24 protein-coding genes are annotated in these 20,767 nt (G+C 60.5%); 10 read left to right on the forward strand and 14 right to left on the reverse strand.

Annotated elements, in window-relative coordinates; all coding sequences use genetic code 11:
- Window positions 1–11: 11 nt before the first annotated feature.
- Entirely contained in the window at window positions 12–1,214 is a 1,203-nt protein-coding gene (locus tag HX851_RS42325) for a mandelate racemase/muconate lactonizing enzyme family protein (protein WP_177063130.1), read from the reverse strand.
- A gap of 192 nt (window positions 1,215–1,406) precedes the next feature.
- Here HX851_RS42325 and HX851_RS42330 point away from each other — a divergent pair, with 192 nt between their 5' ends.
- Window positions 1,407–2,300: a LysR substrate-binding domain-containing protein gene (locus HX851_RS42330; RefSeq protein WP_256262747.1), complete on the forward strand. Its 894-nt coding sequence runs from the start codon at window positions 1,407–1,409 to the stop codon at window positions 2,298–2,300.
- 5 nt (window positions 2,301–2,305) lie between these two features.
- On the opposite strand, the gene HX851_RS42335 is transcribed toward HX851_RS42330, so the two are convergent.
- Window positions 2,306–3,256, reverse strand: coding sequence for a LysR family transcriptional regulator (locus tag HX851_RS42335; protein WP_177063979.1), 951 nt, complete (start codon window positions 3,254–3,256; stop codon window positions 2,306–2,308).
- 93 nt (window positions 3,257–3,349) lie between these two features.
- On the opposite strand from HX851_RS42335, the gene HX851_RS42340 reads away from it, so the two are divergent.
- A complete protein-coding gene (locus tag HX851_RS42340; RefSeq protein WP_177064098.1) occupies window positions 3,350–3,832 on the forward strand; it encodes a GNAT family N-acetyltransferase in 483 nt (160 codons plus the stop codon).
- Here the strand turns inward: HX851_RS42340 and HX851_RS42345 are convergent.
- Together HX851_RS42345 and HX851_RS42350 are read right to left on the reverse strand one after the other, a co-directional pair.
- Complete coding sequence (locus HX851_RS42345) at window positions 3,784–4,776, reverse strand: alpha/beta hydrolase (protein WP_177063980.1); 993 nt, start codon at window positions 4,774–4,776, stop codon at window positions 3,784–3,786. The two genes, HX851_RS42340 and HX851_RS42345, sit on opposite strands and share 49 nt — an antisense overlap.
- Before the next feature lie 19 nt (window positions 4,777–4,795).
- Window positions 4,796–5,665, reverse strand: a complete 870-nt coding sequence (locus tag HX851_RS42350; protein WP_177063126.1) for an MBL fold metallo-hydrolase — start codon at window positions 5,663–5,665, stop codon at window positions 4,796–4,798.
- A gap of 99 nt (window positions 5,666–5,764) precedes the next feature.
- Between HX851_RS42350 and HX851_RS42355 the strand changes: the two genes are divergently transcribed.
- On the forward strand, window positions 5,765–6,670 hold the full coding sequence (locus HX851_RS42355; RefSeq protein WP_177063981.1) for a LysR family transcriptional regulator: 906 nt from the start codon (window positions 5,765–5,767) through the stop codon (window positions 6,668–6,670).
- Window positions 6,671–6,686: 16 nt separating this feature from the next.
- Here the strand turns inward: HX851_RS42355 and HX851_RS42360 are convergent, their stop codons facing one another.
- On the reverse strand, window positions 6,687–7,031 hold the full coding sequence (locus HX851_RS42360) for a cupin domain-containing protein (RefSeq protein WP_177063982.1): 345 nt from the start codon (window positions 7,029–7,031) through the stop codon (window positions 6,687–6,689).
- 272 nt (window positions 7,032–7,303) lie between these two features.
- Here HX851_RS42360 and HX851_RS42365 point away from each other — a divergent pair, with 272 nt between their 5' ends.
- The 4 genes from HX851_RS42365 (at window position 7,304) to HX851_RS42380 (ending at window position 10,977) form a co-directional block, all read left to right on the forward strand.
- Entirely contained in the window at window positions 7,304–8,650 is a 1,347-nt protein-coding gene (locus tag HX851_RS42365) for an MFS transporter (protein WP_256262579.1), read from the forward strand.
- A 77-nt stretch (window positions 8,651–8,727) separates the two neighbouring features.
- On the forward strand, window positions 8,728–9,390 hold the full coding sequence (locus HX851_RS42370) for an RraA family protein (RefSeq protein WP_177063123.1): 663 nt from the start codon (window positions 8,728–8,730) through the stop codon (window positions 9,388–9,390).
- Between the two features lie 275 nt (window positions 9,391–9,665).
- On the forward strand, window positions 9,666–9,959 hold the full coding sequence (locus tag HX851_RS42375; RefSeq protein WP_177063983.1) for a muconolactone Delta-isomerase family protein: 294 nt from the start codon (window positions 9,666–9,668) through the stop codon (window positions 9,957–9,959).
- 22 nt (window positions 9,960–9,981) lie between these two features.
- Window positions 9,982–10,977 carry an aldo/keto reductase gene (locus HX851_RS42380; RefSeq protein WP_177063984.1) on the forward strand — a complete coding sequence of 332 codons (996 nt, stop codon included), beginning with the start codon at window positions 9,982–9,984 and terminating at the stop codon, window positions 10,975–10,977.
- Here HX851_RS42380 and HX851_RS42385 read toward each other — a convergent pair.
- From HX851_RS42385 to HX851_RS42395, 3 genes are all read right to left on the reverse strand, one after another.
- Window positions 10,968–11,870 (reverse strand): LysR family transcriptional regulator, encoded by a 903-nt coding sequence (locus HX851_RS42385; RefSeq protein WP_177063120.1) that lies wholly within the window; start codon window positions 11,868–11,870, stop codon window positions 10,968–10,970. The genes HX851_RS42380 and HX851_RS42385 overlap by 10 nt on opposite strands.
- A gap of 79 nt (window positions 11,871–11,949) precedes the next feature.
- Entirely contained in the window at window positions 11,950–12,144 is a 195-nt protein-coding gene (locus HX851_RS42390; RefSeq protein ID WP_177063119.1) for a DUF7740 domain-containing protein, read from the reverse strand.
- Window positions 12,145–12,219: 75 nt separating this feature from the next.
- Window positions 12,220–12,720: an Lrp/AsnC family transcriptional regulator gene (locus HX851_RS42395; RefSeq protein ID WP_177063118.1), complete on the reverse strand. Its 501-nt coding sequence runs from the start codon at window positions 12,718–12,720 to the stop codon at window positions 12,220–12,222.
- 119 nt (window positions 12,721–12,839) lie between these two features.
- On the opposite strand from HX851_RS42395, the gene HX851_RS42400 reads away from it, so the two are divergent.
- The 3 genes from HX851_RS42400 to HX851_RS42410 all read left to right on the forward strand — a co-directional run bounded on the left by HX851_RS42400 (window position 12,840) and on the right by HX851_RS42410 (window position 16,480).
- The gene (locus HX851_RS42400) at window positions 12,840–13,874 is read left to right on the forward strand and encodes a histone deacetylase family protein (RefSeq protein WP_177063985.1); all 1,035 of its coding nucleotides are present in this window, start codon (window positions 12,840–12,842) and stop codon (window positions 13,872–13,874) included.
- Window positions 13,875–13,924: 50 nt separating this feature from the next.
- A complete protein-coding gene (ocd, locus tag HX851_RS42405; RefSeq protein ID WP_177063116.1) occupies window positions 13,925–14,974 on the forward strand; it encodes an ornithine cyclodeaminase in 1,050 nt (349 codons plus the stop codon).
- 93 nt (window positions 14,975–15,067) lie between these two features.
- A complete protein-coding gene (locus HX851_RS42410) occupies window positions 15,068–16,480 on the forward strand; it encodes an amino acid permease (protein WP_177063986.1) in 1,413 nt (470 codons plus the stop codon).
- Here the strand turns inward: HX851_RS42410 and HX851_RS42415 are convergent.
- From HX851_RS42415 to HX851_RS42440, 6 genes are all read right to left on the reverse strand, one after another.
- Complete coding sequence (locus tag HX851_RS42415; RefSeq protein WP_177063114.1) at window positions 16,462–16,725, reverse strand: hypothetical protein; 264 nt, start codon at window positions 16,723–16,725, stop codon at window positions 16,462–16,464. The genes HX851_RS42410 and HX851_RS42415 overlap by 19 nt on opposite strands.
- A gap of 304 nt (window positions 16,726–17,029) precedes the next feature.
- The gene (locus tag HX851_RS42420) at window positions 17,030–17,446 is read right to left on the reverse strand and encodes a RidA family protein (protein ID WP_177063113.1); all 417 of its coding nucleotides are present in this window, start codon (window positions 17,444–17,446) and stop codon (window positions 17,030–17,032) included.
- 24 nt (window positions 17,447–17,470) lie between these two features.
- A complete protein-coding gene (locus tag HX851_RS42425) occupies window positions 17,471–18,661 on the reverse strand; it encodes an oxamate carbamoyltransferase subunit AllG family protein (RefSeq protein WP_177063987.1) in 1,191 nt (396 codons plus the stop codon).
- Window positions 18,654–19,454, reverse strand: coding sequence for an amino acid ABC transporter ATP-binding protein (locus HX851_RS42430; protein WP_177063988.1), 801 nt, complete (start codon window positions 19,452–19,454; stop codon window positions 18,654–18,656). The genes HX851_RS42425 and HX851_RS42430 overlap by 8 nt, the downstream gene beginning before the upstream one ends.
- Window positions 19,451–20,110, reverse strand: coding sequence for an amino acid ABC transporter permease (locus HX851_RS42435; RefSeq protein ID WP_177063110.1), 660 nt, complete (start codon window positions 20,108–20,110; stop codon window positions 19,451–19,453). Before HX851_RS42435 ends, HX851_RS42430 begins: the two co-directional genes overlap by 4 nt.
- Window positions 20,107–20,760 carry an amino acid ABC transporter permease gene (locus HX851_RS42440; protein WP_177063989.1) on the reverse strand — a complete coding sequence of 218 codons (654 nt, stop codon included), beginning with the start codon at window positions 20,758–20,760 and terminating at the stop codon, window positions 20,107–20,109. The genes HX851_RS42435 and HX851_RS42440 overlap by 4 nt, the downstream gene beginning before the upstream one ends.
- Window positions 20,761–20,767 lie beyond the last annotated feature (7 nt).

Consider the following 20,767-nt stretch of genomic DNA (forward strand, 5'->3'; position numbering starts at 1 on the left):
CCGGAAAAAGATCAAACGAGCGGCAGACGGCGGAAAGTGCCGGGCTTTTGCGGATCGTGGTATTTGTTCATCGGGCCGTGTTCGAGGAAGTGTTTATGGCCCTGCGCCAGGCGTTCCTGGGACAGCGTCACACCCAGGCCGTGCCCCTCTGGTACGCGCACGGTGTTGTGGCGTGGCACGAACGGCCCCTCTTCGATCACATCGGTCACCTGCATGCGAAACAGCGACTGATTCGGTTCGCGAATCCAGCCCAGCGCCGCACACAGATGCAGGTACACCGCGCTGCCTACCCCCGAATCGCCGCTGTAGCACCAGAAGTCGATACCGGCGTGCTCGCAAGCGCCGATGAAGCGGACCAGTCGGCCGATACCGCCGAGGACCGCGGGGTTGCCGACAATCGCATCGGGCACCTTGTGCACCATCGCCCGGGCGATGTCAGTGTTATGGGTGGAAAACGGGATCGAGCAATGGCGGCGCAGTTCGATCATTTCATCGAGGGTCGAGACCGGGTCTTCCCAATTGCGCACGCCCAGTTCTTCCAGCGGACCAATCAGTCGCCGCGCCGTGGCCAGCGAGTAGGCCTGGTTCGAATCGATGCGCAGCATCACGTCATCCCCCAGGCGCTGGCGAATCAGCTCCAGCATGCGCAGGGACACTTTCGGGTCATGGGTGGAAAACTTGCCCTCGAAGAACGTCGTGCCGTAGGTCTCGTTGAGCATCACGCAGTAATCGGCCACCGCTTCCGGGGTCTGCTCGCCGCGTACCCGGGTGCCATCCCGTTGCAGCGGGCCGTCGTTGCGCAAGGAGAAGTAGTCGGTAAACGGAATGTCCTTGCGTACCGCCCCGCCCAGCAGTTGATACAGCGGCTGCTTCCAGGCCTTGCCGCGCAGGTCCCACAGCGCCATCTCCACGGCACCGAAGGCGGTGATCCGGGCGTTGTCGTTGATGCTCTGGACCCCCGCGAAGTAAGGCAGGCAGAGGAACTCGGCGCCGGCGATATCAAAGGCATCATGGCCCAGCAGCTTCGGCGCGATCTGCTCGCGAATGATCGCTGCCGCCTGCCACGACGGCGCCTCTCCCAAGCCGACCAGTCCGTCCTCGGTTTCAACTTCGATAATGGTCGTGGAAAAGCCCGGCAGCTCACCGAACACCCAGACATAGGGGGCGTCCAGGGGCAGGTTGATGGGCGTGGCCTTGATGCTTTTGATCTTCATCGCGTAGCGGCTCCAGAGAAGGGCAAGAGAAGCGGACTCACTGATGTATCCATGCGATAAACAGCGTTATGTGAGTCGACCCAACTAAGCTAAGCTGCGCGGATACAAGAGTAAACGCGGTAAATTCTCATGCGATCCATGCTTTCAGATCATGTATTGGACAGCCCTGTCTTCAACCGGCGTTTGCCGCCCATGCACGCCCTGGAGGTGTTTGCCGCGGCGGCTCGTTGCGGCACCTTCAGTCGCGCCGCCAAGGAGCTGTTCGTCACCCAGAGTGCGATCAGTCGCCAGGTGCAACAGCTCGAAGAGCATCTGGGGGTCGTGCTGTTCATCCGCCACAAGACCGGCCTGCGCCTGACGCCTGAAGCAGAAGCACTGCTACCGGTGGTCGAAGACGCCTTTGCGCGCCTGACCAGCCTGTGCAACAGCCTGCGCAACGCCGGCCAGGTCCTGACCCTGCGCATGCCGCCGACCCTGGCGACACGCTGGTTCCTGCCGCTCTTGCCGGGGCTGCGTGCGATAATGCCGGACATGGACGTGCGGGTGACGACCTACGACGCCTGGGAGCCGCGGTTCGAAGACAGCGACGTGGACGCCGCGATCATTCAAGGTCGCGGGGACTGGAAAGACGTCGAAGCCATCCCCCTGATGCCGGAGCGACTGACGCCGGTCTGTTCGGCGGAACTGGCCAAACACCTCACCGAGCCCGCTGGCCTGAAGCACTTGCCGCTGCTGCATTGCTTTCCGGTACAGGGCTGGAGCCGTTGGCTGGAAGCGGCTGGCGTAGAAGGCGTGGCAGCCCATCGAGGGCAATCGTTCGACACCCTGGACCTTGCGCTATCGGCGGCAACGCGCGGGCACGGCGTCGCATTGGGGGACCTGAACCTGGTGCGCGAAAGCCTGAACGATGGCGTGCTGGTCGCGCCCTTTGATATCGAGCTCAACCAGGGTATTTCCTACTTTCTGATTTACCCGGCGCACCGGGCGCAGCTACCGAAAATTCGAGCCTTGAGAGAGTGGCTGCAGGCTGCGGCTGCCGGCAGTCATCCGATGTTGCATGAACCGTTCGTTGACCCGATGGCGTGACTGACTTATGGCGAGAGGGTGTTTTTTGACTGACGATTGCCCTCTGTAAACAACGCTTGCAGTTGCCCGCTCATCCAGGCATGCCCGTCGCTGCGCGCGTATTTACTGTGGCTGTAGAGCTTCAGCGTGTAGGGAGGAATGGCAAACGGCGCCGGGTACAGGGCAATGGTGGTCGCCATTCGGAGTGTTTCAGCCGCATGACGAGGAATGGTCATCAGTAATTCGCTCCCGGCAATGATGAAGGGTGCGATCATCACCGCAGGAAGCTGCAAGGCGACCTTGCGCTTCAACCCCATGCCGTCCAGGACATGGTCGACCACGCCGCGCTTCTCACCCCAAGGCGTGATGACCGCATGTTTCTCGGCGAGATAGCGGGATAGATCCGGAGCCCCCTGGATTCTCGGATGCTGCTGGCTGGCAATGACAATGTACTCGCCCGTCAGCCAATCCTCGCTATCGACCCCGGCGGGCAGCGCGTCGCGATCCTCACTGTAGCCCAGGGCAAAATCGATACGCCCGCACGCCAAGTCCTCGATGGAGACCTTGCGGTCGGAGTAGACCACTCGCAAACACAGGTTCGGGGCAACCTGCTGAAGCCGGTCGACCAGCCCCGGCAACAAGGCAAATGCGGTGTAATCGGTCGCCGCGAAGACAAAGGTGCGCTGACTGGTTGCCGGATTGAAGGGCTCCCACTGGCCCAACTGATCGGAAAGAATTCTCAGGCTTTCACTCACCGCCGACGCCAACAGGTCTGCACGCTGGGTCGGATGCATGCGATTACCTTGTCGGATAAAAAGCTCATCGTTCAACGCCTCGCGCAAGCGGCCCAGGGCGTGGCTGAAAGCTGACGCGCTGATCGCCAGTTCGCTGGCGGCATTCGTCACCGTTCGATTGCGATACAAGGCGTCAAACGTCAGCAGCAGATTGAGATCAAGACGGCGCAGCACTGAATGCATGATATTCACTTTAAGCTGAAGAGATTGCAGTACATGCAGTGTATGGCTTCATCTAGCATCAGTCCTCCTTTTCTCAAGTGGATAGACATCATCGTGGAACTTCATATTCGTCCGGCCCGGCCCAGCGATGCGCCCCAGATCCTGGCCTTCATCACGGAACTGGCTGACTATGAACGGGCCAGGCAGGAAGTGACCGCCACCGTCCAAGACATCGAACGCACGCTGTTTGCCGAGGGGGCAGCCGCGCATGCGCTGATCTGTTCGAGGGGCGATCAGCCCATCGGTTTTGCCCTGTACTTTTTCAGCTATTCCACCTGGCTGGGCCGCAATGGTCTTTATCTGGAGGACCTCTACATCAGCCCTGAACATCGGGGCGTTGGCGCCGGCAAGTTGTTGCTTCAGTTCCTCGCGCGTGAAGCGTGCAACAAAGGGTGTGGCCGATTTGAATGGAGCGTCCTGGATTGGAATGAGCCGGCCATTCAGTTCTATCAGTCCATTGGCGCCAAACCGCAACCCGAGTGGGTGCGTTATCGGATGGAAGGCGACACGCTCAACGCATTTGCAGGGCTCGCCTGATACGGGGCGCGCTCATCCAGAAACGCTTGCACAGCCCCGAACACCTGCCAACGATTGCGCTCCATGAACAGGCTGTGCGTCCCCTCACCGATTTCCACCCAGCGCCGATAGGCGGCCTGGGTCAGCTTCGAGAACACCGCACGAGACAACTCGAGCGGGCAGTCGCGATCACCGTCGGCGTGCACGATAAGCACCGGCACCCGGATCAGTGAAGGGTCGTACAGTGGCCGGCCGGCCGTCCAGAACTCCCGGCTGTCCTGCACCGTGCCATTGGGTGCCTTGAGTTGTGTTTCACCCGGCCCGAATGTGGCGTCGGCCCAGGCTTCGAACCATGCCTCGGGCAGCACCGCTGTCTGCCGCTCCTGCGGTACGCCATTCAACCAGCGGGACTTGGCCTCGGTGCGCTTGACGATGCGGTAGGCACCCAGCGTGCCGCCGTTGTCTGCCAGGCTTGGCGTTTCACGAAGCCACTGTGGCGCCACCAGCACCAACTTGACCACGGCCTCATTGTGCTCGGCGGTGTACCTCGCCATCAGCGAGGTGCCCCACGACCAGCCGATCAGGTTGATGCGACTGACCCCGCGACGCTGACGCACAAAGGCCACGGCGGCGGCCACATCGCTGGTTGCGACGGGAGCGCGCACTACTGGAGGATTGTCCTCTGCCGGCTGCAACATTTCTGGCGGCTTGCTTGAGCGGCCATACCCGCGGACGTCGACCAGATAGGTGTCATAACCCTGTTGTGCCAGTTGATCCATCCAGGATTGGCCATCGAGTGCCAGGTCAAAGGTGCTGGAGGCCGGATACGTCGAGCCGGCCACGAACAGCAGCGTTTTTTCGCCCGACCAGGTCGCCAGATCCGCCCGGTGTTTATTGCGGACATACAGTTCGATCCCGGGTGTATCGCTGGGGATCATGAATTCGTTACAGGTGATGATGGACATCGAAGGTTCTCCCATGGACTCAGATAAACCGCCAGTCAAACTGGCCGCCCGCCTCGGTCACAAGACCGGCGGAGGTGTTGGCGAAGTGGCTGGTGAACACCGTCAAGCCGCGCTCTGCCGCCTGCTCCAGCAGCCAGCGACGTGAGGCTCGGGCCTGTTCCGGGTGGCTGCAAAAACAACTGTTCCACTCGGGCCGAAACACCTGCAAGGGTTGGTGCATGATGTCACCACTGAACAGCCCGCCCTGGGCGTGATGCAACAGCTCGATGGCCAGGTGGCCGACGCTGTGGCCCGGTGTCGGGTGGATCAGCAACGTATCGCTGATCAGGCCTTCGTTGTCGACGATCAGCGCCTGGCCCTTCTCTATCACCGGCAGCACGCTGTCTTCGAACACATTGGCGTTGAACCCCTCCTGGCCGATCTGGTTGAGCCAATACTCATGTTCGGCCCTGGAAAAAACGTACTTCGCGTTGGGGAACGTCGGCACCCAGCGTCCGTCCACCAACCGGGTGTTCCAACCGCAGTGGTCGGCGTGCAGGTGGGTACACATCACATAGTCCACCGACTCGGGGGTCACACCGGCCTCGGCCAGGCGCTCCAGAAACGGCAGTTCCTGCTGGTGAAAGCGCGGCATGCCGGGCCGCTCCTTGTGGTTGCCGGCACAGCTGTCGATCAGGATCGTGTGGTGTGGCGTCTTGACCACCCAGGTGTGAATACTGGCGATAAAGCGGTTCAACAAAGGGTCGAAGCAGTCCGGCACCATCAGCGTTCGGTGCGGCTCCAACGCCTGAGAGTCCCAGTCCGGGTACAGCATCTCCGGGGTAAATCCGGGGCCACGCTGCTCGGTGACCCGGGTCACCGAGACGTTGCCAAAATGGTAGGTGCACATGCGGTTCGATCTCCAAGCCGTTACCGGTCGATGGGGAAAATGTTATATAGCCGCCCCTTGTCGGTGAAATCGACTCTCAGGATACGAGGCATAAGCACGATGAATATCACCGGTCATAACCTGGCATTGCTGGCCTCCCTCAGTACCCTGCTTGATGAACGCAATGTCACCCGCGCGGCGGCCCGCCTGGCCATCAGCCAGCCGGCGCTCTCGGCACAACTGTCGAGGCTGCGCGATCTGTTCGGCGACCCGCTGCTCACCCCGGCGCTCTCGGGCAAAGGCATGATCCTCACCCCTCACGGCGCCCGCTTGCAGGAGCCTTTGCGCCTGGCGTTGCAAGCGCTGGAAGACGTGATCAACCACACGCCCGAGTTCGATCCCCAGACCGCACAGCGGACGTTTTCGATTGCCGCCAACGACAATGCGGGGGCCATTATCGGCCCCCGTCTGATCCAGTTGACCCGTGCAGCGGGCTGTCAGGACATTCGCTTTGCGTTTCGCGGCCTCGACAAGCACAGGCTGGCCGAACAATTGGAAAACGGCGAAATCGATGTTGCCCTGACCTCCAGGGACGCCGTGGCCAAAGCCTCCCAGCAGCCGTTGCTGGAAGAGGAATTCAGGATGGCGCAGCGCATCGGCCATCCACGTGGCACACGACCGCCGTCGCTGGAGGAGTACACGCAGCTCGAACATGTGATCGTGTCAGGCGATGGCGGGGGTTTTCGCGGATTCGTGGATGACGCGTTGTCGGAACACGGGCTCAGCCGGCGCGTGGGGGTTTCCGTGCAGTACTACAGCCTGGTGCCGGTGATGTTGCAGGCGACCGACCTGGTCTGCACCTTGCCGGCACAGTTCCTGGCGCGTTATGCCGGGACCCTGGAGTCTTTCCCCCTGCCCGTCCAGGTGCGGCGCTACAACCTGTATGCCACCTGGCACTCACGGTTCGACAAGGACGCCGCCCACTGCTGGCTGCGCAAGATGCTGGAAGCCGCTGCCCAGGCTTGAGCGGCGGTGAAGGGATCTACCCCAACCTGACGATATCCACCGAGATTTCCACCGCGGTGACGGCGCTCCGGTTTTCGAGCCAGTGCGTGGTGTTTCTGTCCTCCGGCCAGCCCACTCCGGGGCCGTAGTCCGTGGCGATGCCATCGCGATGGTCGGTGAGCGTGCCTTGCAGGATGTAGACGGTGCCGGGCCGGTCCTTGTGATCATGGACGGGCCCGAAGACTCCTCCCGGCTCGATGGTCACCTTGCGCATCCGTAGCTGACGCCCGGCCATGCCCTCGATCTCAGGGCCCAGGTCAATCGTTGCCAGTAACTCCACCGTGACGCCTCGTGTCGCGGGTACCGCCTGCTCGTTGCTCATCGTCGTCTGCTCCCGTGTGGGCAGCGTCTGACTGTCATTGGAAACCCCGGGCGCTGCCTCTATCAGTGAAGCTCACTTTGGCGATCGGGGCGCCAGTAAACCGGTTTTCCTCCCGTGTTATTCACATCTGCACACTCCATGACCCACGCATTGCACGCCCCATTCCCATCAATAAAAGTGATTTATTGACGAGAGTATTTGTCGCTTTTTTTGCAGATTCACAATCACTACTTTGAGCGGACAACACCCATAAAAAAATAAGGTCTGCCCCCATGTCCATGCCTGAAATCATAAAGCCTGCTGTGCGCAGCAATTACCGCTGGGTGGTCGCGACCCTGATTTTTCTGATTTACACCATCGCCGCCGCCGACAGGGCCAACCTGGGTGTTGCGCTGCCGTTTATTCGCAAAGAGTTCGAGATGAGCAACACCGAGGCCGGCGGCTTGATGAGCCTGTTTCTGCTGGCCTATGCCCTGGTACAGATTCCCTCCGGCTTTGCCTTCGGTCGCTTCGGTGTCAGCCGGATCCTGCCGGGGGCCATGGTACTGACCTCAATGCTGACGGGCCTGGTGGGCACAGCCAGTTCACTGCTTGCCCTCAAGTTGTATCGCCTGGGCCTGGGCGTCGCTGAAGGTCCCCTGCCGATCAGCATGACCACGACCATCAACAACTGGTTTCCCCCACAGGAAAAGGGCACGGCTTCCGGGATCTTCCTGTCCGCCGTCAAGTTCGGTCCGGTGATCGTGCCACCTCTTTGCGCCGTGATCATTTCGGTCTGGGGCTGGCGAGAAATCTTCTACTTTTTTGCCGTGCCCGGCATCGTCCTGGCGGTGGTCTGGTACTTCGTCGTCAGCGATCATCCCGCCCGCAGCCGGTTCGTCAACGCCGCCGAGCTCAGCTACATCACTGAAACAACCGACAGCGCCCAGGCGACTCAACAAACCTGCCCCAAAAAGGCCCCGTCCTGGCTGGGAAAACTTGACCGGTTCATACGGGCTCGCCAGGAAACGCCACTGGAAACCAACAAACAGGTGTTCACCTCCTGGAACATCTGGGGTTGCGCCACCAGCTACTGCTTCCAACTGGGCGTATCGAGCGTATTGCTGGCCTGGATTCCGACCTACCTGATGACCGTCAAACACTTCTCGATCATGAACATGGGGCTGGTATCGGCGGCGCCCTGGGTGGGTGCCGTGCTTGGCAACCTGATCGGCGGTTTCTGCTCGGATCGATTCTTGGGCGGGCGGCGCAAGCCCGGGATGTTGCTGTCGGCACTGGGGACATCGCTGATGATGTACCTGCTGATCAGTTCGCCTGCCGAACCGCTGGCCTATGGATTGTTGCTGCTGCTGACCGGTGTCGTCCTCAGTCTGGGCTTCTCGTCCTACATGGTTTATCCGATGGGGTTGGCGACCAAAAAGACATTCCCCATCGCCAACGCCATCGTGAACATGATCGGTCAGCTGGGCGCCGCGGCCACACCTTTCATCACCGGCCTGCTGCTGGATCACTATGGCTGGAACTATGTGTTTGCCTGGCTGGCGATCGGCTCATTGATCAGTTTCATCCTCCTGCTGACCATCTCCGAGCCACGGGCGCGGTCAAGCGCCGCTGATTGAACCGCCCACTGAATAAAACCGAGCCGTTCGCTTGAGCGGCTTGTGCATCAACGATTCCATCACCGCGAGAGTTAGCTATGTCCCCCGAAGACCAAGAATTGGTTGCGCTGTTTGAAGGCCTGGATACGCCAGGCGTGTCCGATGCCCTGGACAAACTGGGCCTGCCGGGTCAGTGCCTGGGCATCATGCCCCTGGACAACTATCGCCAGGTGGTCGTCGGCCCGGCCTTCACCGTGCGTTATGTCACCGCCAGTTGCCCACCCGGAACGGTCGGCGACTTTGTCGATGACGTGGCCGAGGGCGATGTGGTGGTCATCGACAATGACGGGCGCACCGACTGCACCGTCTGGGGTGACATCATGACCCAATATGCCGGGAGCCAAGGGATTGCGGCGACCGTCATCGACGGCGTCTGCCGGGATGTCAGCAAGGCGCTGGGCGACGGCTACCCGCTGTTCAGCAAAGGTCGGTTCATGCGCACCGGAAAGGATCGGGTCGAAGTGGAATCGATCAATCAGCCGGTCTCCATCGGCCAGGCCCGCGTCTGCGCCAGGGACATCGTGATCGCCGATGCCAACGGCGTGGTCATCGTGCCCCGGGACCGCGCCCATCAAGTGGCAACGACTGCCCGCGCCATCGAAGGCGTGGAAGCCAGGATCCGTGCCTTGCTCACCGAAGGAAAATCCCTCAGGGAAGCCCGATCGGCACTGGGCTACCACACCCTGCAACGCAAATCCTGAACCCTCCCTGCCCCGCTTTCCCCTTTTGCCCTCACCGCCTGCCCACGACAGCGCGATGTGAGGGCTTTTTTATACCTGCGATGGCCGGCGGCGATTTTGCCGGTGAGCCGCTTCATGCTTCGACCTTCACTGCGTCCTTCGCCCCTTGAATGCAGCCCTCCAAGGTCATGCAGATCCGGTCTCACGCTGTGCAGAATGCGTCTTGGACCGGCATCCGGTTTTTTTGCAATGATCAATGGGAGGTTTAAACAACGAGCGCCTTAAAGGGGAACTGGATGCAATTCATCACGCTATCACGCCGTGTCTCGGAGCGGTTTTCAGACGCCGATTTTGCACCGTTTATTGAAGCCGAAGCGCAACGCGCCAGAGCGCTTTATCTGGAAGGGTTTATCCGCACCATCTGGCATCGTGGCGATATGGGTGGCGCATGCCTGCTGGTGGAAGCCGAAAGCGAAGATGCTGTTCGCGAAAAGCTGGCAACGTTGCCGCTGGTCAACAACGGCATGCTGGAAGTGACCTCGGTTGTACCGCTGAAACCTTACGGTGGATTTGGCCCACGGACTGAGTAACGGGACACTCGGGAGTCAATTTATGCAATTCGTCAAGTTGGGCAATACCGGGCTGGATGTCTCTCGCCTCTGCCTCGGGTGCATGACATTCGGTGAGGCCACTGCCGGCACTCACGCCTGGACATTGGGAGAAGCGGCGAGTCGACCGATCTTCAAGCACGCGGTCGACCAGGGCATCAATTTTTTCGACACGGCAAACAGCTACTCCGCCGGCACATCGGAAATCATCGTCGGGAAGCTGCTGAAGGAGTTCACTCGCCGCGATGAAACCGTCGTTGCGACCAAGGTCTTCTTCCCCGCCGGCATGGGGCAAGGCACGGCCAGGCCGAACGAGAAAGGCCTTTCCCGCAAGGCTATCCTGGCGAGTATCGATGCCAGCCTCATGCGCCTGGGTCTGGATTACGTCGACCTGTATCAGGTTCATCGCTGGGACTACCACACGCCCATCGAAGTGACCATGGAGGCCTTGCACGATGTGGTAAAAGCCGGCAAGGCTCGCTACATCGGCGCTTCGTCGATGTTCGCCTGGCAGTTCGCAAAGGCTCAGGAAGTGGCCCGGGCCAACCGCTGGACGCCCTTCGTATCGATGCAAAACTACCTCAACCTGATCTACCGGGAAGAGGAACGCGAGATGATTCCGCTGTGCATGGACCAAGGTGTCGCCCTGATGCCATGGAGCCCCCTGGCAAGAGGTCGACTGACCAGGCCTCACGGCCAACAGACCGCGCGCAGCCAATCTGACGAGTTCGGCAAGTCCGTGCTGGATGCGACCGACCTCGTTGACAGTCAGGTCATTGGCGCTGTCGAGCAGATAGCCAGGGAACGAGGCGTGCCGATGGCACAAGTTGCACTGGCCTGGGTGCTAGGCCATCGCGGGGTCTCGTCCCCCATCGTCGGAGCATCCAGGTCGGCCCAGCTGGACGACGCCGTCGCCGCGCTGGACATCCAGCTGACCCAGCATGAAGTTGAGCAACTTGAAGCGTTGTACGTTCCTCATGCCGTGACCGGCTATCGCTGAACCGGACTGTCGCAGGACGCCAGAAGCTTGCTCAAGAAACCCACAAGTGGCTTGGCGTCCCCCTTCCTCCAAATGGCGTAGACACTGATTCTCACCGGATACCAGGGAATCTCGCGGCATACAACGCTGTCGGCCAGCAGATCGCGCAGGCTGGCTTGAACGACCGTGATCCCCAGGCCGGCAGCCACCAGCCGCAAGACGGCCAACAGGTCATTGGCCTCCGTCCTGATGTCAGGCGAGAAACCACACGCCGCGCAGTTCTCCAGAAAGCGCCGCCTGGCGGCCGGATTGCGTGATTGCGCCAGCGAAACCCAGCGCTGGCCATTCAAGTCCCGGGGAGCAATCTCTGCCCGCGTAGCCAAGGGATGGTGCTTGCCGAGCACCAGCAACAGCGCCTCGTTGGACACCTCCGCGCAGTCGATGTCTGCGCGATCGGGCGCGGCATAAACCAGGCCGAAATCGATCGCCTTGTTGAGCAGCGCTTCGACTTGTTGCGCAGAGCTCATCGGACGAATGTCGAACGTGGCCGACTGATGAGCCGCTTGCAGATCCGCCAGCGCACGCGGCAGTACATTGGAGTGCAAGGCCCCCTCTACATACCCCACGGCAATGTGGCCGGTTTCACCCCGCGCAATGCTGCGCGCGGCCTGGGCGACTTCAGCGGCATGCGCGACCAGGCCACGGGCCTCGCTCAGGAAAAGGCGGCCCTCGCCAGTCAATTGCATGCGCTGGCGTGTGCGCTCGAACAATCGCAACCCCAGTTGTGCTTCAAGCTGGATGATCTGGCGACTCAGGGGCGACTGCGAAATATGCAGGCGACTGGCGGCCTGCCCGACATTTTCGGTTTCGGCGACGGCGATAAAGGCCACGAGCAGTCGAAGATCCAGGGTCATGCGAATCAGGTCTCAAGAGGTGTCGAACTGTACGGCCATTGGAGCGCCGACCTGGCTGGCGGCAATCAAGCGAGCGGTTTCAGTCCTGGAGATTTTCCGCCAGGAAGGCAACCAGTTCCATGGGGCTGCGGCTGTTGATCACGTTGTAGATCAGGTCGCGCTTGCCTCGCGGCAGCTTCTTCACACAGCTCTTGGCCGATGCCCGCACCGCATCATCCGTACCATGGATACGCGCGGCCAGTAGCAGGATGAGGACAGCGTCAGTCAGGTTCATGGATCAGTGGCTCGGTCGATCTGGACGAGAGTGTATCGGCTATCACCGGATTTTCTCCAGTCTCAGCCAATGCCCTTACTCCTTGCTCGATTTGGGTATCGCAATACGGCTACTGGCCTTGACCTCGCGTAAGGCCAGGCTGGACTGGATGGATGCAATGCCCATCTGCCGCCGGAGCACCTGCTCGATAAAGTCACTGTAGCTATCAAGATCCTCTGCCAATACTTGCAGCACGTAATCGGCATCCCCGGTGATCTTGTGACAGGACAACACTTCGGGCAATTGCGCAATCACCGCCTCGAAGGCGTCCGGCGCATGATCGGCATGGGTGGAAAAGCGGATGTGCACGAAGGCCATGATATCCAACCCCAACAGGCGTCGATCAAGGTTGGCCTGGTAGCCCTTGATGACGCCCGCCTCTTCCATTCGCTTACGCCGCCGCCAGCAGGGCGTCAGGCTCAACGACAAGCGCTCGCTGAGCTCGGCATTGGAGATGCTCGCATCGTCCTGCAGCAACGTGAGTATCGCCAGGTCGGTCTCGTCGAGACTGATGCGCTTGGATAATTTTTTCTGCATACCACCACTCCTGGGTAAAAATTCCTGAAAAATCTGGAAAATCACGAACACAAAGCAAAGAAATCGCAGTCCGTCCAGAACAAAATATTCGAACCGGCTTACATTAACGGATGCGCAGAATGTTTACAGTTTTCAGTGATTCCCACCGCCTGCACCACGGCACCGAATTGAAAGATGGCGTGCTCAAGCCGTCGTTCGAACAGCCCAGTCGAGCCGATACGGTCCATAGTCGAGTCAAGCAGGCAGGCCTCGGCCAGATCATCGAACCGCGTGCGTTTGACCGCTCGTGTTACGTCAACGCCCACAGCGAACGCTACGTCAGCTTCCTGGAAAGCGCCTGGGCAGAATGGTGTACGAGCGGGCGTACTCATGATGCCCTGCCACTGGTGTGGCCAGTGCGTGATCTGGCCAACGAGCAAGTGCCGACGTTCATCGATGGCAAGCTCGGTTTCTATGCCATGGACGCCGGCTCGCCGATTACCGCCACCACCTGGCAAGCGGTAAAGACCAGTGCCGATATCGCCCTCACCGGCCTGACGCTGATCGATGAAGGCCACGACAGTGCCTTCGCCCTGTGCCGCCCGCCCGGCCATCACGCCGCGCGTGAGTACATGGGCGGCTACTGCTATCTGAACAACGCCGCCATTGCCGCGCAGCAGGCCATTACCCAGGGCGCCCGGCGTGTCGCGGTGCTGGACGTCGACTTTCATCACGGCAACGGTACGCAGAACATTTTCTACGGGCGCAGCGACGTCATGTTTGTCTCGCTGCACGGCGAGCCGTCGGTGTCCTATCCATACTACTCGGGCCACAACCACGAAGTCGGCGCAGGCCACGGCGAAGGGTACAACCTGAACTATCCGATGCCGAAGAACACCACCTGGGAAAGCTACCGTAACGCCCTGCTCCACGCCTGCGGAAAGCTCCAGCAATTTGCCCCTGAAGTGCTGGTCATTTCATTGGGTGTCGACACGTTCAAGGACGATCCCATCAGCCACTTCCTGCTGGAAAGCAAAGACTTCATCGGCATCGGCGAGCTGATCGCGGGTGTGGGCTGCCCCACGCTGTTCGTGATGGAAGGTGGCTACATGGTCGATGAAATCGGGATCAATGCGGTCAACGTGCTGCAAGGTTACGAGAGCAAACGCGCCTGAATCCTCCTCTGAGTCGCAGCGTTTCAACTATTGAACCGGAGAATAAAAACATGACGCTTTTCATAGACGTCGATCATGCCGCACGCCTGTTCGCCACCGTAGGCATCCGCCGGGCAATCCGCGAGATGGCCGCTTACATCGAAGCGGACTATGCACGCTGGGCACAGTTTGATAAGTCGCCTCGCACCGCCAATCATTCGGTCAACGGCGTGATCGAGTTGATGCCGACCGACGATGGCCAACAGTACTCGTTCAAATACGTGAACGGCCACCCGGACAACGGTCAAAGCCATTTGCTGACGGTCATGGCTTTCGGTGTGCTGGCCGATGTCCACAGTGGCTATCCAACCTTGCTCAGCGAACTGACGCTCACCACCGCCGTGCGCACTGCCGCGACCTCCGCCCTCGTCGCGCAGTCCCTGGCGCGCCCGGATGCAAGCGTCATGGCAATCATCGGCAATGGTGCCCAGAGCGAATTTCAGGCCCTGGCCTTCCACGAAATGCTGTCCATCCAGGAAATCCGCCTTTTCGATATCGATCGCGACGCTTCACTCAAGTTGAAGCATAACCTGTCAGCCTTCCCGGCTATCAAGGTGATTCTGGCCAACTCGGTCCAGGAAGCGGTCAAGGGCGCGCACATCGTCACCACGGTCACGGCAGACAAGGCCCATGCAACGATTCTGATGCCCGAGATGATAGAGCCCGGCATGCATATCAACGCCGTCGGCGGTGACTGCCCGGGGAAAACCGAACTGCATGCCGACATCCTGCGCAATGCCCGGGTCATCGTTGAGTTTGAAGCGCAAACCCGGATTGAAGGCGATATTCAACAATTGGCGGCCGACTTTCCCGTCGTCGAGTTCTTCCGAATTGTTCAGGGCGAAGTCCCCGGCCGCGAGAATGACGCACAGGTCACCGTTTTCGATTCGGTGGGTTTTGCCCTGGAAGACTTTTCATCACTGCGCTACATGCACGACCTGGCGCGGGAACATGCCATCGGTGAGCGCATCCATCTGGTGCCGACGCCCGCCAACATCAAAAACCTCTACCAACTGCTTGATCAGCCAGTAGCGACCTCGCGCCTGCGCACCGTCGGCTGATCGCCAGCGTCAGTAGCCGTTGCATCCCAGACAAGAACGCCAGACATCCACTTTCTGCCAAAACTCAAAAACATAAAACCAAGAGGTTTTGCAATGAAATCGACTCCGTCCGGGCTGGCTGAACAGCCCGCGCTGCAGCGCACGCTCAGCAATCGTCACATTCAGTTGATGGCCATGGGAGGTGCCATCGGTACCGGTCTGTTCATGGGCTCCGGAAAGATCATTGCCCTCTCCGGCACCTCGATCATCCTCATCTACATGATCATCGGTCTGTTCGTCTACTTCGTCATGCGTGCCATGGGCGAGTTGCTGCTCTCCAACCTGAACTTCAAAAGCTTCGCGGATTTTGCCGGTGCCTACCTCGGCCCGAGAGCGGCTTTCTTCCTCGGCTGGTCGTACTGGCTGAGCTGGAGCGTCGCCGTGGTGGGCGATGCGGTGGTGGTCGGCGGGTTCTTCCAGTACTGGTTCCCCGACGTACCCGCCTGGATCCCGGCCGTCGCGATGCTACTGACGCTGTTCGCCCTGAACGTACTCACCGTCAGGCTTTTCGGTGAAGTGGAGTTCTGGTTCGCGATCATCAAGATCATTGCAGTCGTGACCTTGATTGGCGTGAGCCTGGTGCTGATTGCCAGCGCCTTCGTCTCACCCAGCGGCGTCACTGCCTCCCTGAGCCATCTGCTGGATAAACAGGCCGCCTTCCCCAACGGTCTGTTCGGTTTTTTTGCCGGTTTCCAGATGGCCATCTTCTCCTTTGCCGGCACCGAGTTGATCGGTACCGCTGCCGCCGAAACCCGCTCTCCCGAGAAGACCCTGCCCAAAGCCATCAACTCGATTCCGCTGCGGATCATCCTGTTTTATGTGCTGGCACTGGCCTGCATCATTGCGGTGACATCCTGGCAGCAGGTTTCGCCCAGCAAGAGCCCCTTCGTCGAACTGTTTCTGGTGGCAGGGTTTCCCGCGGCGGCCGGCATCGTCAACTTTGTGGTGCTGACGTCTGCCGCCTCATCGGCCAACAGTGGCGTATTTTCATCCAGTCGCATGCTGTTTGGATTGGCCAGCCATGACAATGCTCCAGGAGCTTTTCGGCGATTGTCGGGAAACAGTGTGCCGTTGCCGAGCCTGGCGTTCACCACACTGCTGATGCTGGTGGGCGTGCTGTTGCTGTTCATCGTTCCAGAAGTCATGACCGCCTTCACCATCGTCTCTACGGTGTCGGCGATCCTGGTGATTTTCACTTGGTCGACCATCCTGGCTTCGTACATTGCCTATCGCAAAAAACGGCCCGACCTGCATGCACAATCCGCCTACAAGATGCCTGGCGGCGTGCCGATGGCCTGGTTCTCCCTGGCGTTCCTGGGCTTTGTTCTATGTCTGCTGGCGTTAAGGCCTGACACCCGTATTGCCTTGATGGTCATGCCAGGGTGGTTTATCTGGTTGGCCATTGCCTACCAGTTGACCCGCGCCAGGAGGCCCAAACTAGCTACTGGTTACTTACCCAGATTCTGACTCATCAAGTTATCCAGAACAGGGAGTTCGTTGGCGGCCTGCCATTCATGCAAATGCTTGCAACCTTCACTATTAACTTCCGCGAGGTTGCTGCGCGGGTCGCATAGCGTCAACCACTTTTGCCGCAGGGACGGGTACTTTATGAAGTCTTCCCTGGCAGGTGGTTGACCACCGGATAACCGCAGGATTGACAACACTACAAGCGCGGACGCGCCAACGCCGATAGAGCATTTTTTGTAATTCATATATCAGCTTTCCATACAGTAGAAACTCTCGTCCTCTTGAATAAGTAGCACTAATAACCACTACTCACTGTTCAGGACACAGAGCGACTATATGAGCTGAATGGATCGGCAAAAAGATCCACTTTCGACGCATTTCATAGAGCCATTCATCCATACTGGATGTCCGGAACAGAAACCCCCATCTGTTCCGACTTCCCGTACTTTTCTCGGATGCCTCAGGCTGTTTAGCCTGAGGATACCCGTCCGCTGGGTATCGGAAATCACGCCAATTTTCATTTCGGTTCCAGGGCGGATTTCGGTCTTTCTATTTGTGCTTAGGGTTGAAACACACCAGGTCAATTTCTACCAGCGCCTTGCGCCCCAGCCGGGTGACCCCCACGGTGGTACGCGACGGTAGTTTTTGCGGATTATTGAAATGCTCCACGTACACCCGGTTGAACGCCGCGAAGTCGTTGTCGTAGTCGCTCAGGTAGATGCGCACAAACAGGGTGTCATCCAGACTGTAACCGGCATGGTCGACGATGCGCCGCAGGTTCTCGAAACACAGCTGCGCCTGCGCTTCGATACCGTCACGCAGCTCGGCGGTGGGGTCGTCAGGGTCGGTGGGCAATTGCCCGGTGACGTACAGCCAGCCATCGGCCTGCACTGCGTGGGAATACATCGCCGAAGGCGGCGGTGGGCTGGCATTGGGCACAAAGTGATGCAGCGTGTCTTGGGTCATTCGTAGAGTCCTCAAGCAGAAAAGTCAGAGCGCCTCTAGCGCAGCCTGAAAGCATTCCACCGGCGCCAGGGCCACGCCGATGCCAATCCAGCCCGTCATACCGTCGCGGTGGGCGATGCCGGTATGAATCCGGACCGGTTCCCCCGCCGCGACCACCGCGCGAGCATCCAGCCCTGCGCCCACGCCCTCAGGACCGGCGAGCGCCGGGGCTAGCAGTGGGTGCTGGCCGACAAACAGCTGGCGCATGCGTCGCCCGCAGTCCCGGGCCTGTACCCAGTCCTGGCCCATCAAGCGAGCCAGTTCGGGGGCGGCATGGGCGATGGTACCGCCCAGTCCGTAGGCTTCGACGATGGCGCTGTCGCCCAGGTCGGGCTGGCCGTCGCGGGGCCGGTGCGGTGGAAAAAAATACCCCTGCGGCTCGCTGGCTGCATGGGTGAACCAGCGCTGCCCTGCCCCGGCGATGCGCACGCCACAGTGCACGCCATTTCGCGCGATCGCCGTGATGATCGACGAACCTGCGATGCCGCTGGCCCGGTCCAGGGCCAGCTTGGCCGCAGCCATGGCATAGTTCAGAAAGTGCTGCGGGTTGCCCAGCAGCCATTGTCGGCTTTCGGCTTCGAGGCCCGGCAACTGAGCCGCGAAGGCGTACATCGCGCCGACATTGCGTTGATGGGTGTCATCCCCCAATACGATGCCCTGGGCAATCAGGGGCAACAGCGATAACCCTGCGGCGGGCAGCGCCTTGATGATACTCGGACCGATGACCCGATCCAGGTAATCGAGTTGCTCAGCGATCAAGCCATCGTAGCAACCAAAGCGCAACGCCCGACGTCCGGATTCGGCGAGGGTGGCATGCACCACTTCGTTGCCCGCGCGGTTCTCGATGCACATCAGCAACTGGCCGGGGCGCACCACGCCTGCCATGGGCGAAACGGTGCCGAGATCGTGATTGGCATGCAAGGTGATTTCGCCGTCGAGAATCAGCCGCCTGGCGCTATCGACGTCACCCGCCCAGCCCTCGTGCACGGTCGCACCGGCCAGGGCGTTGAGCACCACCGCCGGAATCTCCCCGGCATGAGCAAACGGCGGGCCGGCATGCCCCAGGTGGCCGGTTTCGAGACCCAGGGCCGAGGATGCCGGTTCAGACCCGACCAGCACCGGCTCGGTGGCGAGAATACGTTGCACGGCCAATGCATTGGCGTGAGCTTCAGACATGTTGGGCGAGCGCCTCCGGGCGATGCTGATGGGACAGAAACTCCTGCGCCCGACGGGTTTGCGGCGCACTGAAAAACGCTGTAGGGGTAGCGGTCTCGACAATCCGTCCATGGTCCATGAACACGATACGATCGGCGCTGCGCCGGGCGAATTCCATTTCATGGGTGACCACGATCATGGTCATGCCCGCCTGGGCCAGGGACTGCATGATCGACAGCACCTCGCTGACCCGCTCAGGGTCGAGGGCACTGGTGGGTTCATCGAACAACAGCAATTGCGGGCGACTGGCCAATGCACGGGCAATCCCTACCCGCTGTTTCTGCCCCCCAGACAGGGTGGCCGGGTAGACATCCGCCTTGTCGCTCAAGCCGACTTTGGCCAGCAACTCCAAGGCTTCGGCCTGTACCTCCAGCCTGGCTCGGCGTTGCACGTGCAGCGGCGCCTCCATGATGTTCTGCAGCACCGTCAAGTGCGGCCACAGGGCAAAATTCTGAAACACCATGCCGGTTCGGGTGCGGATACTGGCGATGTTGCGCTCCGACATTTTGCTGCCGTCTTCATTGAAGCCAATGCGCTGGCCGGCGACATGGATACTGCCGTTATCGGGCACTTCCAGCCAGTTCAGACAGCGCAGCAGGGTTGATTTTCCGGCACCGGAGGGACCGAGCAAACACAGGGTTTCGCCCACCGCCACTTGCAGGTCGATGCCCTGCAACACCGGGCGCCCGGCGAAGCTTTTGTTCAACCCCGCCACCTGCAAGGCAACGGCAGTGGGGTTATTCGAGGAAGTCATTGATAGCGCTCCGCCTTGCGCCGCAACACCGACACACCCAGCTCGATGGCGACGCAAATCAGCCAGTAGAAAAACACCGCGGAGAACAACGCCGCGAAGGGAATGTAGTAGTTCGATTGCAGACTGTTGGCCGCCGAGGTCAACTCGGGCACGGCGATGATGGTCAGGAATGAGGTGTCCTTGACCACCTGGATCATCTGGTTGCCCAAGGCCGGCGCACTGCTGGTCCACAGGTTCGGCAGGATCAGCCGCCGTGCCAGCAGCACACCGCGAAACCCGAACGCCAACCCGGCCTCGATTTCTTCGCGGGGACGCGCCAACCAGCCGGCCCGCAGGATCTCGGCGATATAAGCGCTGTGGTACAGCAACAACGCCAGCAACCCGGACTGGATATTGCTCAGGCGTAGCCCGAAGGATGGCAGGCCGTAGTAAACCAGGTACGCCAGCAACAGGAACGGCGTGCAGCGCATCAGCTCGATAAAGCCGCGCAACACCGACGCCAGCCAACGCTGGCGACTCATCAGCAGCAAGGTCAGGCCACAGCCGACCAGCAGCGACGAAGCCCCTGCCACCAATGACAACACCACCGTCAGCCCGGCCCCTTCGAGCAGGTCGCCGAGGTGCTCCCAGACCACCGTAAACTCATGGGCGATCATGCGAAGCGCGCCTTGTAGTGACGTTCAAGATAACGCTGCGCCGCCACCACCAGCCAGATGATCACCATGTACAGCAGCAGCGCCGCAATCAACGGGGGCAACGGCCGGTAGGTATTGGCACCGATGCGTACGGCGGTGCGGGTCAGTTCGACAATACCGATCACCGCCACCGCGGGGCTGTTCTTGATCAGGATCGTCATCTCATTCACCAGCAACGGCAGCACCTGACGCCCGACCTGCGGCAGCACGATACGCCGAAGACGCAATACCGCGCCCATGCCGCCGGCCTTGGCGGCATCGAGTTGATCGCGGGGAAATTGCGCAAAACCGCCGCGCCAGATTTCGCAGTTGAACGCCGAAGTGTTGAGGGTCATGGCCAGGACTGCCGCCGCCGGTGCCGAGATGTCATACCCCAGCGCCGGGGTGATGAAGAACACGGCCAGCGCCAGGGTCAATAACGGGGTGGCGCGCAGCACGCTGATATACGCCGCCAGCAGCGGGCCCAGCAATGGCCATTGCTGGCGCCGCAACAGCGCCAGCCCCAGGCCGACCCCCTGGCCCAGGACGATCGATACCGCCGTCAGGCCCAGGGTCACCAACGCCCCCATCAACAGGGGGCCTGGTTCCAGGCCCCATTGAGCGAAGTTCATGTGGACT

The organism is Pseudomonas gingeri (assembly GCF_013385635.1).
GTDB lineage: Bacteria > Pseudomonadota > Gammaproteobacteria > Pseudomonadales > Pseudomonadaceae > Aquipseudomonas > Aquipseudomonas gingeri_A.

What these genes read in the sequence shown, in the direction of transcription:
- HX851_RS42325 (WP_177063130.1), bottom strand. Translation starts at nt 1,214, where the DNA reads ATGAAGATCAAAAGCATCAAGGCCACGCCCATCAACCTGCCCCTGGAC.
- HX851_RS42330 (WP_256262747.1), top strand. Translation starts at nt 1,407, where the DNA reads ATGCACGCCCTGGAGGTGTTTGCCGCGGCGGCTCGTTGCGGCACCTTC.
- HX851_RS42335 (WP_177063979.1), bottom strand. Translation starts at nt 3,256, where the DNA reads ATGCATTCAGTGCTGCGCCGTCTTGATCTCAATCTGCTGCTGACGTTT.
- HX851_RS42345 (WP_177063980.1), bottom strand. Translation starts at nt 4,776, where the DNA reads ATGTCCATCATCACCTGTAACGAATTCATGATCCCCAGCGATACACCC.
- HX851_RS42350 (WP_177063126.1), bottom strand. Translation starts at nt 5,665, where the DNA reads ATGTGCACCTACCATTTTGGCAACGTCTCGGTGACCCGGGTCACCGAG.
- HX851_RS42355 (WP_177063981.1), top strand. Translation starts at nt 5,765, where the DNA reads ATGAATATCACCGGTCATAACCTGGCATTGCTGGCCTCCCTCAGTACC.
- HX851_RS42360 (WP_177063982.1), bottom strand. Translation starts at nt 7,031, where the DNA reads ATGAGCAACGAGCAGGCGGTACCCGCGACACGAGGCGTCACGGTGGAG.
- HX851_RS42365 (WP_256262579.1), top strand. Translation starts at nt 7,304, where the DNA reads ATGTCCATGCCTGAAATCATAAAGCCTGCTGTGCGCAGCAATTACCGC.
- HX851_RS42370 (WP_177063123.1), top strand. Translation starts at nt 8,728, where the DNA reads ATGTCCCCCGAAGACCAAGAATTGGTTGCGCTGTTTGAAGGCCTGGAT.
- HX851_RS42375 (WP_177063983.1), top strand. Translation starts at nt 9,666, where the DNA reads ATGCAATTCATCACGCTATCACGCCGTGTCTCGGAGCGGTTTTCAGAC.
- HX851_RS42380 (WP_177063984.1), top strand. Translation starts at nt 9,982, where the DNA reads ATGCAATTCGTCAAGTTGGGCAATACCGGGCTGGATGTCTCTCGCCTC.
- HX851_RS42385 (WP_177063120.1), bottom strand. Translation starts at nt 11,870, where the DNA reads ATGACCCTGGATCTTCGACTGCTCGTGGCCTTTATCGCCGTCGCCGAA.
- HX851_RS42390 (WP_177063119.1), bottom strand. Translation starts at nt 12,144, where the DNA reads ATGAACCTGACTGACGCTGTCCTCATCCTGCTACTGGCCGCGCGTATC.
- HX851_RS42395 (WP_177063118.1), bottom strand. Translation starts at nt 12,720, where the DNA reads ATGCAGAAAAAATTATCCAAGCGCATCAGTCTCGACGAGACCGACCTG.
- HX851_RS42400 (WP_177063985.1), top strand. Translation starts at nt 12,840, where the DNA reads ATGTTTACAGTTTTCAGTGATTCCCACCGCCTGCACCACGGCACCGAA.
- ocd (WP_177063116.1), top strand. Translation starts at nt 13,925, where the DNA reads ATGACGCTTTTCATAGACGTCGATCATGCCGCACGCCTGTTCGCCACC.
- HX851_RS42410 (WP_177063986.1), top strand. Translation starts at nt 15,068, where the DNA reads ATGAAATCGACTCCGTCCGGGCTGGCTGAACAGCCCGCGCTGCAGCGC.
- HX851_RS42415 (WP_177063114.1), bottom strand. Translation starts at nt 16,725, where the DNA reads ATGAATTACAAAAAATGCTCTATCGGCGTTGGCGCGTCCGCGCTTGTA.
- HX851_RS42420 (WP_177063113.1), bottom strand. Translation starts at nt 17,446, where the DNA reads ATGACCCAAGACACGCTGCATCACTTTGTGCCCAATGCCAGCCCACCG.
- HX851_RS42425 (WP_177063987.1), bottom strand. Translation starts at nt 18,661, where the DNA reads ATGTCTGAAGCTCACGCCAATGCATTGGCCGTGCAACGTATTCTCGCC.
- HX851_RS42430 (WP_177063988.1), bottom strand. Translation starts at nt 19,454, where the DNA reads ATGACTTCCTCGAATAACCCCACTGCCGTTGCCTTGCAGGTGGCGGGG.
- HX851_RS42435 (WP_177063110.1), bottom strand. Translation starts at nt 20,110, where the DNA reads ATGATCGCCCATGAGTTTACGGTGGTCTGGGAGCACCTCGGCGACCTG.
- HX851_RS42440 (WP_177063989.1), bottom strand. Translation starts at nt 20,760, where the DNA reads ATGAACTTCGCTCAATGGGGCCTGGAACCAGGCCCCCTGTTGATGGGG.